The following is a 12,127-nucleotide window of genomic DNA, read 5'->3' as shown; positions in this document are numbered from 1 at the left end:
GGGTGTTTGGGGAGGGAACGTCACGCTTGGGAGGGAAAAGGAGTACGCGGGCGCATCGGGCGGAGTGCGGTGGGCAACCTGATCTCGGCGACGCCGTCAGAGGGGCGGAAGGAGCGGCCGGCCGGCCGCTCCGCCGCAGACAGCAGGTCCGACGTCGGAATTCTGTTTCCTGGGAGGGAACACCATGGCAAGCATCCGTACCGCACGTGTCCTGGCCGCTGTGGCGGCACTGCCCCTCGCGGCGGTGCTGTTCGCGGCCGGCACCGCCGCGGCGGACGACGGCGCTTTCGCGGGCGGCCGGTCGGCCGCGACGGTCGTGAGCAACTCCGGGGGGAACGTCGTCGGGGACAACTTCGGCAACGTGACGACCACCCAGCAGGTCGCCACCGGCACCGGCGCTTCCAACCGGAACAACCAGGCGAGCGTGGCCGGTTCCCCGTTTACCTCGATCGACCAGGACACCGTCGACGTCCACTTCTCGCCGCTCTGGCTCGGGTGACCCCGCGATCGGCCCGGCCCCGGCGTGCGAGGTGCTCGCCGGCCGGTTGAGTCGGGTCCGGGCGCGCGACGGTCTCCCCGTGCCGTCGCGCGCCCACCGGGGGTGGCACGCGGGGGGTGTGTCCACAGGCTGTGGACACAGCTTCCGGGAGGGTGGCGGGACCGGAGGGGAGGTAAGGGGGCCGAGGGTCGGTGGGGGCCGAGGGTCGGTGGGGTCCGAGGGGGAGGTGAAGGGGGCCGAGGGGCGGTGGCGTCCGAGGGGGAGGTGGGCAGGGCGCGAGGGGTGGCGGGAGGGGGTCGAAACCGCCGCAGACGGGTGTGCGGCGGCGTGTCTGCGCGCGTGGCGGGACTTCCCCGCGTTGACTCGCTGAAATGAGCGACAGAAGTGGTTTCGTCCGTTATGTACGCCGCCTCCTGGTGGGCATCCTGACGATGACCGGCCTGCTTCTCCCGGCGGCGGGCGCCGCCGCCGTGTCGGACGGCTCGGGGGCCGACCGCGGCGACACCGCGCCCCGGATCTTCCAGGGGAGCGGCTTCGACACGTGCCAGGCACCCGACCTGGCGACGATGCGGGCCTGGCGCGCCTCCTCCGCCTACGGCGCCGTCGGAATCTACTTCGGCGGGCGCGCCCGCGCCTGCAAGAGCCAACTGCACCTCACGACCGACTGGGTGCAGCAGACCACGGCGGACGGCTGGGGACTGCTGCCCATCTACGTCGGCTCGCAGAGCCCGTGCGTCACCGGCTCCAACAAGAACCCCTACCGCATCGACCCGCTCCGTGCCTCCGCGCAGGGCGGCGACGAGGGCGAGGACGCGGTGGCCGCGGCGCAGGCGCTGGGCCTGGACAAGGGCAGCCCGCTCTACCTCGACATGGAGGCCTACGACACGCGGGACGCGGACTGCGACGCCGCGACCCTCACCTTCGTGCGCGCGTGGGACCGCGCCGTGCGGGCCGCCGGCTACCTCACCGGTTTCTACAGCAGCGCCGACTCCGGCATCCGGCACATGGAGACGGCCCGCCGGGCCGGCGTCGGCGACCTGCCGGACGTCGTCTGGTACGCCCGCTGGGGCGTGGACGCGACGCTCACCGACGAGCCGGTGCTGGCCGCCGGCGCCTGGCCCTCGCACGCCCGGATCCACCAGTACACCGGCAGCGTGACGGAGACGCACGGCGGCAGCACGCTGACCATCGACCGTGACCTGATCGACGCGCCGGTCGCGATCGTCGCCCCTGCCGGCAGCCGGCTCGGCCGTTTGCCGGCCGGGCAGCCCCGCGTGCACCCGCGACCTGGCCCTGCCCGTCACCACTGGTGACGTGGGCCCGTGCGGCCGGGGCCGCGCCCGGCACTCCCGCCGGCCGCGGACCCGCGCCGGGCGCCGGGGAGCGGGTGCGGGCGGGCGCCGGTGGAGCGGGGTGCCGTACGACTGAGGGTGTATCCCCCGTCCTACCCTGAGGCCCGGCTCCCCCCTCGGGGGGTGGGGCAATCCCCCGGCCTACGACCTGAGGGTGATCTCGTTTCGGCACCTGCGGCCGATCCGCGCGGCCCGCCCCGGCCCCTAGCGTGGAGCCATGACCACGCCTGTGTGCACCCGCGCCGGCACAACGCAGTTCACGGCCTACGTCCGGACCAAGGGCCCGACGCTGCTGCGCACCGCGCGCTCCCTGACCCCCAACCCCGCCGACGCGGAGGATCTGCTCCAGACGGCACTGACCAAGACCTACCTCGCCTGGGACCGGATCGACGACCACCGGGCCCTCGACGGCTACGTGCGGCGCACGCTGGTCAACACCCGGACCTCGCAGTGGCGCAAGCGCAAGGTCGACGAGTTCAGCACGGACGAGCTGCCCGAGCCGGCGGCGTCGGGCCTGCCCGACCTCACCGAGCAGCAGGCCCAGCGGGACGCGCTGCTGCGCGCGATATCCCGTCTGCCCCCGCGCCAGCGCGCCATGGTCGTGCTCCGCTACTACGAGGACATGAGCGAGGCGCAGACGGCCGAGGCGATGGGCGTCTCGGTCGGCACGGTCAAGAGCGCCGTCTCCCGCGCCCTCGGCAAGCTCCGCGACGATCCGGAAGTGGAGCTCTGCGTGGCCTGAGGCCTCCGCGCCCCCCGCAGGGGGTAGTGACATACCACCCGGTATGCCAGCACAATCGGGGCACCCGCGCCGATCCCGTGAGCCGCCGGAGGCCCGCTGTGCTGAGCACCATGCAGGACGTACCGCTGACCGTGACCCGCATCCTCGTGCACGGGACGCTGGTGCACGGCAGGTCGCGGGTGACGACGTGGACGGGTGACGCCGAGCCGCAGCGCCGGACCTTCCGGGAGGTCGGGACGCGGGCGGTGCAGCTCGCCAACGGGCTGCGGGACGGCCTCGGCGTGGTCGAGGGCGACCGGGTGGCGACACTCATGTGGAACAACTGCGAGCACATGGAGGCCTACCTCGCGATCCCCTCCATGGGTGCCGTCCTCCACACCCTCAACCTGCGGCTGCCCGCCGACCAGCTCACGTGGATCGTCCACCACGCCGCCGACCGGGTGCTGCTCGTCAACGGCTCGCTGCTGCCGCTGCTCGCCCCCCTGCTGCCCCGCCTGGAGCCGCTGGAGCACATCGTGGTCGTCGGCCCGGGCGACCGCGCGCTCCTCGACGGCTGCCGGCCCGCCGTGCACGACTACGAGGAGCTGCTCGCCGGCCGCCCCACCGCCTACGACTGGCCCGAGCTGGACGAACGCACCGCCGCCGCGATGTGCTACACCTCCGGCACCACGGGTGACCCCAAGGGTGTCGTCTACTCGCACCGCTCCGTCTACCTGCACTCCCTGCAGGTCGGCAGTGCGGAGTCGATGGGCCTGACCGACCACGACACCAGCCTTCCGGTCGTGCCCATGTTCCACGTCAACGCGTGGGGTCTGCCCCATGCGGCCTTCATGAGCGGGGTCAACCTGCTCATGCCCGACCGCTTCCTCCAGCCCGGCCCCCTCGCCGAGATGATCGAGAGCGAGCGCCCTACGCACGCGGCCGCCGTGCCCACCATCTGGCAGGGCCTGCTCGCCGAGCTGACGGCCAAGCCGCGCGACGTCAGCTCGCTCGCCCGGGTGACCATCGGCGGCTCGGCCTGCCCGCCCGCGCTCATGAAGGCCTTCGACGAGCAGCTGGGCGTTCGGCTCTGCCACGCCTGGGGTATGACGGAGACATCGCCGCTCGGCACCGTCGCGCTCCCGCCGGGCGGCGTGGAGGACGAGGCGGAGGAGTGGGCGTACCGCATCACGCAGGGGCGCTTCCCGGCCTCCGTGGAGCCGCGGCTCATCGGACCGGACGGCTCCGTCATGCCGTGGGACGGCAGGTCGGCGGGCGAGCTGGAGGTGCGCGGGCCCTGGATCGCGGGGGCGTACTACGGGGGAGCGGGCGCGGAGCCGCTGCGGCCCGAGGACAAGTTCAGCCCCGACGGCTGGCTGCGCACGGGGGACGTCGGCGTCATCTCGCCGGACGGCTTCCTCACCCTCACCGACCGGGCCAAGGACGTCATCAAGTCGGGCGGCGAGTGGATCTCGTCGGTGGAACTGGAGAACGCGCTCATGGCGCACCCGGACGTGGCCGAGGCCGCGGTCGTGGCGGTGCCCGACGAGCGCTGGGGCGAGCGCCCGCTCGCCACGGTCGTGCTCGTCGAGGGCGCGAGCACGGGCTACCAAGAGCTGCGGGACTTCCTCGCCGAGCGGATCGCGCACTGGCAGGTGCCCGAGCGGTGGGCGGTCGTCCCGGCGGTGCCGAAGACGAGCGTCGGGAAATTCGACAAGAAGGTGATCCGTAAGTCGTACGCAGACGGTGAGCTGGACGTCACCCGGCTCTGAGGATCGCCCGGGGAGAGCAGGTGCCCCGGGCCGGAAGCTGCTGGACGGGCGCCACGAACTCGCGCTCCTCCCCGCGGAGTTCGTCCTCAGCTTCGGTCAACCAGACCCGGACGCAGGGCCGTAGATGCGTCGTGCAACCCAACCTTCCGCACAACCTGGGTCGTTGGAGTGCCAGCAGTCCGAAACGGGCTGCCTAACGGGCTGGTTGACCAACACCGTTGTCCCGCAGGGTCGTTGACCTCACGGGGACGGCAACACCGCGCACAGCGCGGCCAGTGCGGCGGCGAAGGAGTGGTCCGGCGGGGCCGCGTAGCCGACCACCAGGCCGTCCGCGGGGACGCCGGTCCGGGCACCTGACTCCCCCACGCGCGGCGGCGCGTCCGGATGCAGGTAGTCGCCGAGCGCCCCCAGCGCGACGCCCTGGAAGGCGGCCGCCTCAGCCACCGCGGCCTCCGTCCCCCGCGGGAGGCGGAGCACCGCGTGCAGGCCCGCCGCGATGCCGCTCACCTGGATGTGCGGGGCCTTCTCGGCGAGGACGGCGGTGAGTTGGTCACGGCGGCGCCGGTAGCGCTGCCGCATGCCCCGCAGATGCCGGTCGTAGGCCCCCGACCCGATGAAGTCGGCGAGCGTCAACTGGTCCAGCCCGCTCGCCCATTGCTCCCGTTCCCCCTTCGCCGCGACCACCTCCTCCACGAGGTGCGCCGGCAGCGCCATCCAGCCCAGCCGCAGCGCGGGAGTGAGGCTCTTGCTCACCGAGCCCAGGTAGACGGTGCGTTCGGGGTCCAGTCCCTGCACCGCCCCCACCGGCTGCCGGTCGTAGCGGAATTCGCCGTCGTAGTCGTCCTCCAGGACCAGCCCGTCCGCCGACCGCGCCCAGCCGACCGCCGCCGCCCGGCGGTCCGGGTGCAGCGCGGCGCCGGTGGGGAACTGGTGCGCGGGCGTGAGGAGTACGGCCCCCGCGCCGGACGCCGCGAGCCCCGCCGGGTCGGCGCCGCGGCCGTCCACCGGCAGCGGCGTGGTGCGCAGGCCCGCGCCGGTGAGCAGGCGGCGGTGGTGCGGCAGGCCGTACGCCTCGACCGCGAGCGGGGCCGACCGCAGCCGCGGCAGCGACGCCAGCAGCCGCAGCGCACCCGCCGTGCCCGAGCACACCACGAGCCGCTCGGGCGAGGCCCGTACGCCCCGGGCCCGTGCGAGGTACTCCGCGAGGGCCTGCCGCAGCTCGATCCGGCCGCGCGGATCGCCGGGCCCGAAGGCGTCGTTGGGCGCCGCGGCGAGCGCCCGCCGGGTCGCCGCGAGCCAGGCGGCGCGCGGGAAGGACGCGGTGTACGGGATGCCCTCGCGCAGGTCGTGCACCGGACGGGAGCCGGGCGGCGGCGCCGCGGGGGCGGGCGGCGGACCGCTCGGCGCGATCGGCGGCGCGGCCCGGTCGGCGACCCGCGTGCCCGAGCCCTGGCGGGCGGAAAGCCAGCCCTCGGCGACGAGTTCGGCGTACGCGTCCGCGACGGTGTTGCGGGCCATGCCGAGATCGGCGGCCAGCGAGCGGTACGGCGGCAGCCGGGTGCCCGGCGCGAGGCGCCCGCCCCGTACGGCCTCCCGCAGCGCGGCCGTCAACGCGGCGCGCCGGCCGCCGCCCCGGCCACCGGCGTGCGCGGACAGCTCCAGGTGCAGGTCCCGTCCGAGCCCGCCGGCCGTTTCCGCCCAGCCGGAACCGCGACCGGAGCCGGAGGCCGCCGCCTCGCCCGTAGGCCTGCCCTCGACCGCGCCCGCGCCTTCGCCGGTTCGCTCGACCGTACCCGCGCCCCTGACCGCGCCCGGGCGCTCTCCCGTGCCTTCGCCGGTTCGCTCGACCGCACCCGCACCCGCGCCCGTGCCCTCAACCGCACCCGGCCGCTCGCCCGTACCCGTGCCGTCGGCGTCCGGCGCCCGATTGACCCGCGAATCCGTCACGGAATTGCACTCTACGTCAGGTCACTGCGCTTCCTAAGCTCGTCTGCATGACGACGACAACGACGCAGCAGCCCACCGCCGCCACCGCCACGCACACCCGGCGGCTCGACCTCGCCCAGCAGGCCCCCGCCGCCTTCAAGGCCCAGATCGCCTTCGACGCCGCCGCCCGCGCCGGGCTCGACCCGACCGTCGCCGAGCTCGTCGAGATCCGCGCCTCCCAGCTCAACGGCTGCGCGTACTGCCTGCACATGCACACCAAGGACGCCCGCAAGCACGGCGAGAGCGAGGAGCGGCTGTACCTGCTCGCGGCCTGGCGCGAGGCGCGGCACTTCTACACGCCCCGGGAGCAGGCGGCGCTCGCCCTCACCGAGGCGGTGACGCTCGTCGCGCAGGGCGGCGTGCCGGACGACGTCTACGACGAGGCGGCCGCGCACTTCGACGAGACGGAACTCGCGCACCTGCTCGCGAAGATCATCTCCATCAACACCTGGAACCGCATCGCGATCACCAGCGCCCGCCGCGCGGGCACGGACATGCGGGTGGCGGCCCGCGGCTGAGTGCCGCGGGCCCCGGTCAGGTGCCGATCTTGCCCAGCAGGTCGACGATCCGGGACTGCACGTCGGTGCTGGTGGAGCGCTCGGCGAGGAAGAGGACCGTCTCGCCGGACGCGAGCCGCGGCAGCTCGGCCGGGTCGATGTCGGCGGAGGTGTAGACGACCAGCGGCGTGGTGTTGAGCCGCTGGTGGCCGCGCAGCCAGTCGACGATGCCCTGCCTGCGGCGCCGGATCAGCATCAGGTCCATGACCACCAGGTTGGGGTGGACCTGTGCGGCCTTCGTCATCGCCTCGGCCTCCGAGGCGGCGTGCGCGACCTGCATGCCGCGCCGCTCCAGGGTGGCGGCGAAGGCCTGCGCGATCGGCTCGTGGCCCTCGACGAGCAGCACCCGCGGCGGGTGCTGCTCGCTGTCGCGCGGGGCCAGCGCCTTGAGCAGCACGGCCGGGTCGGCGCCGTAGGCCGCCTCCCGGGTCGCCTGCCCGAGCCCCGCCGTGACGAGCACGGGGACGTCGGCGGCGGCCGCGGCCTGGCGCAGCGCCTGGAGCGCGGTACGGGTGATCGGGCCGGTCAGCGGGTCGACGAAGAGCGCGGCGGGCGGCTCGGCGACCTGCGCGTCGACCTCCTCGCGCGACCGCACGATCACCGGACGGTAGCCCCGGTCGGTGAGCGCCTGGCGCGTCGAGACGTCGGGCTCGGGCCACACCAGCAGCCGGCGCGGCTCGTCCAGCGGCTCCTCCAGCCGGTCGTCGGCCGCGTCCGCCAGATCCGCCATGTCGGTGACGTCGACCGCGCCGTTCGGCCCGTCCAGCGGCTCCGGCCCCTCCGCGGCACCGGCCGCGGGCGCGCCTATGGCGTACGAGCGGCCCTGCGGCTGCACGGGAGGTACGGCGACGGCCGGGGGCGCCGAGGGCACGGGGCGGAGCAGCGCCGTCTCCTCCTCCGGCGAGACGTCCGGTGCGGACTGCGGGGCCGCCTGCTGCTCCGGACGGCGTACGGGCAGCTGGCCGCTGTCCGGGTCCGCCTGCGGGTGCTGGCGGGCCTGGCCCTCGCCGCCCGGGCCGTGCGGCTGGCTCGGCACCTGCTGGATGAGGCTGCGGGTGGACGGCGCGTCGTCGGTGCGTTCGGGGCTCAGCCGGCGGCGGCGCCCGGAACCGCCCGCGGCGACCTCGGCGGGCAGGCCCTGCGGATCCGTCTGGCCGTTCGGGCCCGGGGCGAAGACGCCCTGGCCGAGGGTGCGGACGCTTATGGCCCGGCCGTACGTGCTGTGCGTCGCGTCCTGCGGCTGGCCCGCGGCCGGGCCCGGGAGCTGCGGCGGGGGCGAGGCGAGCGCCGGACGGTTGCCGGGCGCGGCGGGCCACTCCGTGGGAGGCGGCAGCGCGGGCGACCCGGCGGCGGGGGCCGCGGGCTGTCCGGCCGCGCTGGGCCAGGCCTGCGGGGAGGCCGGCGCGGCCTGCCCGGCGGCGGGCCACGACTGGGGGGCGGACTGCTGCACGGGCACGGGCTGCTGCGCGGGCGCGGGCGCCGGGGGCTGCGGCTGCGGGGGGACGGGGGCCAGGCCCGCGCCGGGAGCCGGGGGCTGGTCGGGGACCTGGGGCTGGGGCTGGGCCTCGCCGGGCGCCGGGGCCTCGGGGGCGCGGTGGGAGGCGCGGCGGCCGCCGGGGCGCGCGTTCTGGCCGTCCGCGCCGGTCTGGCCCGCAGCCGGGGCCTGGCCGGCGTGCGGGCCGCCCTGGGCGTCGAGCGGGAGCGGATGCTGCGGCTGCGCGCCGGGCACGTCCTGGGCCGCGGCCGGGAGGGCGTTGGGGATCGGGACGGGCGGCAGTTCGGCCGCGGCGGCCTGCGGCTCGCCCGTACGGGCGCGGCGGCGGCCGGTGGGCTGGGACGGGGGCAACTGGGGCTCCGCGACGGCGGGCGCGGGCTCGGGCCGGCCCTCCGGACGGCGGAGCGCGCGCCGGCGCCCGGTGGGGGCGTCCTGCTCCGGGGTGTGCGGCTGGGCGGGGGCGTGCGCCTGGGCCTGACCGTTCGCCTGGGCCTGGGCCGCGGCCTGCATCTGGGCCTGGCCCTGTGCGGACCAGGCGGCCGCGTCACCGCCCGGCTTGCCCGTACCGTCGCCGCCCGGGCCCTGCGTGCCGCGGACCGGCTCCGTCGAGACCGGCATCACGGTCGTCTCGGACTCGTGGGGCGCGTGCCCGTCGCCGCCCGCGCGTCGGGCGCCCTGGAGCGCCGCGTCGGCGCCGGCGTGCGCCTGCTCCGGGGACGGAGCCGTACCCGCGGCCGGGGCCGTCGCCCCACCGTTCGCGCCGCCCTTCCCGGCGGGCACCTCCAGGACGTAGGCGCTTCCGGCACCGGGGACCTCGTGGGTCTGGAGGACGCCGCCGTGCCGCTCGACGATGCCGCGGGCCAGCGGGAGGTGCACCGGGTCGCCACCGGGGTGCGGGCCGCGTACGTCGATGCGGATGACCTCGCCGCGCGGGGCCGCGGCCACCACGATCGTCGAATCACCCGCGAAGGCCTGCGCGTTGCCGGCCGAGTCGATACCCGCGACGTCCGCGATCAGATGGGCCAGCGCCTGCGCCATCCGCTCGCCGTCCACCGCGGCCTGGATGGGCGGCGCGTGCACGGCGTACTGCGCCCGCCCGGGGCCGATCAGCTCGGTCGCGCCCTCCACGGCCGCCGCGATGACCTGGTCCAGGCCCACGTCCGCCCGGCGCAGCTTCTCCTCGCCGCGGTCCAGCCGCTGGAAGGCCAGCACGTTGTCGATGAGCGTGGTGATGCGCGCGTAGCCCGCGGCGAGGTGGTGCAGTATCTGGTTGGCCTCGGGCCACAACTGCCCCGCCGGATCGGCCGCCAGGCCCGCGAGCTCGCCCCGCAGCTCCGCGAGCGGGCCGCGCAGCGACGTGTCGAGCAGCGCCCGCAGCTGCGCCGTCCGGGCGGCGAGCGCGTCGAAGGCCGAGCGGTCGGTGAAGGTCATGACCGCGCCGACCAGCTGGTCCCCGTCCCGTACCGGCGCCGTCGTCAGGTCCACCGGGACCGCGGCACCGTCCTTGCGCCACAGCACCTGGCCGCGCACCCGGTGCTTGCGGCCGCTGCGCAGGGTGTCGGCGAGCGGGGTCTCCTCGTACGCCAGCGGGCTGCCGTCCGGGCGCGAGTGGTGCACCAGCGGGTGCAGCTCCTTGCCGCCCAGGTCGGTCGCCCGGTGGCCGAGGATCTGTGCGGCCGCCGGGTTGACCAGCACGATCTTCCCGGCGGTGTCCACGCCCACCACGCCCTCGGCGGCGGCGCGCAGGATCATCTCCGTCTGCCGCTGCTGGCGGGCGAGTTCGGCCTCGGTGTCGACCGTGCCGCTCAGGTCGCGGACGACGAGCATGAGCAGCTCGTCACCGGTGTAGTGCGGCACCCCGTCGCCGTACTCGGCGTACGGCGTGCGGCCGTCCTCCAGGTTCGCGCTGGTCACCTCGACGGGGAACTCCGTGCCGTCGGTGCGCCGTGCGACCATCCGGGTCGGCTTGGTGCGGGTGTCCTCGGCGGCCTCGCGCGGGCTGCGCATGGAGCCGGGGATACGTTTCGAGTCGAATGCGGGCAGCAGGTCGAGCAGGCCGCGGCCGACGAGCGCGGTGCCCGGCGACTCGAAAGTCTCCAGCGCTATGGCGTTGGCGTTGACCACGGTGCCGTTGACGTCGACCAGGAGCAGGGCGTCCGGGAGGGCGTCGAGTATGGAGGCGAGGCGAGCAGCGCCTCGGGATGGCCTGCTGCTCACGAGACGCGTCCTCTCTGGTCACCGCACTGCTCTCGCCCGGGGAGCCGGCACCGCACACGGCCGGCCCGCCGCCCGCCTGACCGGCCGGCGGCGTCGGCCGTCCTTGGCCGGTTTCCGGGCGGCCCATCTTGCCGCCACCCCCGGGTCATGTCACTAGACCGAGTGTACGGGTCGGGCTCGGGAGCGGGGCGGCGGATGCCCATGTGGGCCTGTGCGTATAGGGGTTCGGATGTGTGCGGGGTTTGTGTGGTGTCGGTCACGGCACGCGCGGCGCGCCGGCTCCGCACGCGGGCCGGACGAGCGCGGGGCCCGCCCGCAAACCGCCGCCCCGGCCGTACGGGCACCACGCCGCGCCCGTACGCGCCCGGGCATCCCCGGCTCAGGCGGCGAGGGTGCGGGGGCCGCCGGAGGTGGGCTCGGGCAGGGCGGGGACCATGCGCTTCCAGCGGGCGACCTCGCAGCCGTTCGTACGGCGGTAGGTCTCGTCGACGGGCTCGCCCCGCCACACGCCCGTGACGTGCGCGGTCTGCGGGCCGCCGTAGATCATCGAGCACATCTGCCCCGCGGGCACGGGCGCGAGCGGCCCGCCCAGCTCGTCGAGCTGCCGGCACGCGGCGAGCTGCTCGGCCCTGACCGCGCGGCCGCAGCTCAGGGTGTGCGTGCTGATCCGCCCGCCGCCGTCGTCGTACGCCACCGAGAGCCGGTCGGCGCCACCGGCGAGCGCGGACCAGGGCAGACCGACGGCGACGGCGGGCCCGGCGGCCAGCACACCCCCCGCGACGGCGAGCCCGAGTGCTCCGAGCACCCGGAGACGGTGACGCCCCCGGGGGCTGCGGGGACGGCTGACACGAGAGCCTGCACGGCGGTGTGCGGCACGAGCACTGACAAGAGCCATACCCATCCTTTACCGCCCGATACGCTCGGAACGCCGCCTTTCACCCGTTCGTGGGCGAGCCGCGTCGCGCCGTCCCCGCGTTTCCCCCGCCCCGGCCGCCCAACCCCTTTGCCCTGCCGACCGGCGGCCTTGTACCGTAGTCTGCGATTGGTCGCAGCCCGCAGGGCTGTGCCATCATCTGCACACGCGCCCGCTCACGCGGGCCGCGCGCTGGAGGCGTCGCCTAGTCCGGTCTATGGCGCCGCACTGCTAATGCGGTTTGGGCTTTACCGTCCATCGAGGGTTCAAATCCCTCCGCCTCCGCCACCACCCGGAACCCCGCCCGTCCCTCCCGGACGGCGGGGTTCCGCCGTTTCCCGCCCCCCGCCTCCCGCCCCCCTCCGGCGGCCTGCGCCCCAGCTCAGCCCGCCTCCCCCTTATCGATTTCACGTCCCGCCCCACCTCATGTAATGTTGTTCCCGCGACGCCGACCGGCCCAAAAGCCGCGAAGCAGACCCGCACTCGTAGCTCAACGGATAGAGCATCTGACTACGGATCAGAAGGTTGCAGGTTCGAATCCTGCCGAGTGCACACAGGTGAGAGGCCCCCGGAGAACATCCGGGGGCCTTTTGCGTTGTCGGCGAAGGAGCGGGC

The 12,127-nt window shown here is 75.4% G+C and carries 8 protein-coding genes and 2 tRNA genes; 7 read left to right on the top strand and 3 right to left on the bottom strand.

Features of this window, described 5'->3' with window-relative positions:
* The first annotated feature begins 184 nt into the window (after positions 1–184).
* The 4 genes from ACH4SE_RS02005 to ACH4SE_RS01990 all read left to right on the top strand — a co-directional run bounded on the left by ACH4SE_RS02005 (position 185) and on the right by ACH4SE_RS01990 (position 4,344).
* Positions 185–499, top strand: a complete 315-nt coding sequence (locus tag ACH4SE_RS02005) for a hypothetical protein (protein WP_398541307.1) — start codon at positions 185–187, stop codon at positions 497–499.
* Positions 500–870: 371 nt separating this feature from the next.
* The gene (locus ACH4SE_RS02000) at positions 871–1,812 is read left to right on the top strand and encodes a DUF1906 domain-containing protein (protein WP_398541306.1); all 942 of its coding nucleotides are present in this window, start codon (positions 871–873) and stop codon (positions 1,810–1,812) included.
* A 256-nt stretch (positions 1,813–2,068) separates the two neighbouring features.
* Entirely contained in the window at positions 2,069–2,593 is a 525-nt protein-coding gene (locus ACH4SE_RS01995) for a SigE family RNA polymerase sigma factor (RefSeq protein WP_398541305.1), read from the top strand.
* Positions 2,594–2,691: 98 nt separating this feature from the next.
* A complete protein-coding gene (locus ACH4SE_RS01990) occupies positions 2,692–4,344 on the top strand; it encodes a long-chain fatty acid--CoA ligase (RefSeq protein WP_398541304.1) in 1,653 nt (550 codons plus the stop codon).
* Between the two features lie 240 nt (positions 4,345–4,584).
* Here ACH4SE_RS01990 and ACH4SE_RS01985 read toward each other — a convergent pair whose 3' ends face one another.
* Positions 4,585–6,012: a PLP-dependent aminotransferase family protein gene (locus ACH4SE_RS01985; protein ID WP_398541612.1), complete on the bottom strand. Its 1,428-nt coding sequence runs from the start codon at positions 6,010–6,012 to the stop codon at positions 4,585–4,587.
* 326 nt (positions 6,013–6,338) lie between these two features.
* Here ACH4SE_RS01985 and ACH4SE_RS01980 point away from each other — a divergent pair, with 326 nt between their 5' ends.
* Positions 6,339–6,848 (top strand): carboxymuconolactone decarboxylase family protein, encoded by a 510-nt coding sequence (locus ACH4SE_RS01980; protein ID WP_398541303.1) that lies wholly within the window; start codon positions 6,339–6,341, stop codon positions 6,846–6,848.
* A gap of 16 nt (positions 6,849–6,864) precedes the next feature.
* Here the strand turns inward: ACH4SE_RS01980 and ACH4SE_RS01975 are convergent, their stop codons facing one another.
* Complete coding sequence (locus ACH4SE_RS01975; protein ID WP_398541302.1) at positions 6,865–10,599, bottom strand: PAS domain-containing protein; 3,735 nt, start codon at positions 10,597–10,599, stop codon at positions 6,865–6,867.
* A gap of 379 nt (positions 10,600–10,978) precedes the next feature.
* Positions 10,979–11,404 carry an SSI family serine proteinase inhibitor gene (locus tag ACH4SE_RS01970; RefSeq protein ID WP_398541301.1) on the bottom strand — a complete coding sequence of 142 codons (426 nt, stop codon included), beginning with the start codon at positions 11,402–11,404 and terminating at the stop codon, positions 10,979–10,981.
* Between the two features lie 302 nt (positions 11,405–11,706).
* Here ACH4SE_RS01970 and ACH4SE_RS01965 point away from each other — a divergent pair.
* Both ACH4SE_RS01965 and ACH4SE_RS01960 read left to right on the top strand, forming a co-directional pair.
* A tRNA-Ser gene (locus ACH4SE_RS01965) sits at positions 11,707–11,800 on the top strand.
* 191 nt (positions 11,801–11,991) lie between these two features.
* A tRNA-Arg gene (locus tag ACH4SE_RS01960) sits at positions 11,992–12,064 on the top strand.
* Positions 12,065–12,127: the final 63 nt, after the last annotated feature.

Source organism: Streptomyces sp. NPDC020983 (genome assembly GCF_044333485.1).
In the GTDB taxonomy this organism is placed as follows: Bacteria; Actinomycetota; Actinomycetes; order Streptomycetales; family Streptomycetaceae; genus Actinacidiphila.
Note: the sequence above shows the minus strand (reverse complement) of the source record. Positions and strands in the feature narration are given on the sequence as shown.

Excerpts from the sequence above, each read along its gene's own strand:
- ACH4SE_RS02005 (WP_398541307.1), top strand. The coding sequence starts at position 185 with ATGGCAAGCATCCGTACCGCACGTGTCCTGGCCGCTGTGGCGGCACTG.
- ACH4SE_RS02000 (WP_398541306.1), top strand. The coding sequence starts at position 871 with ATGAGCGACAGAAGTGGTTTCGTCCGTTATGTACGCCGCCTCCTGGTG.
- ACH4SE_RS01995 (WP_398541305.1), top strand. The coding sequence starts at position 2,069 with ATGACCACGCCTGTGTGCACCCGCGCCGGCACAACGCAGTTCACGGCC.
- ACH4SE_RS01980 (WP_398541303.1), top strand. The coding sequence starts at position 6,339 with ATGACGACGACAACGACGCAGCAGCCCACCGCCGCCACCGCCACGCAC.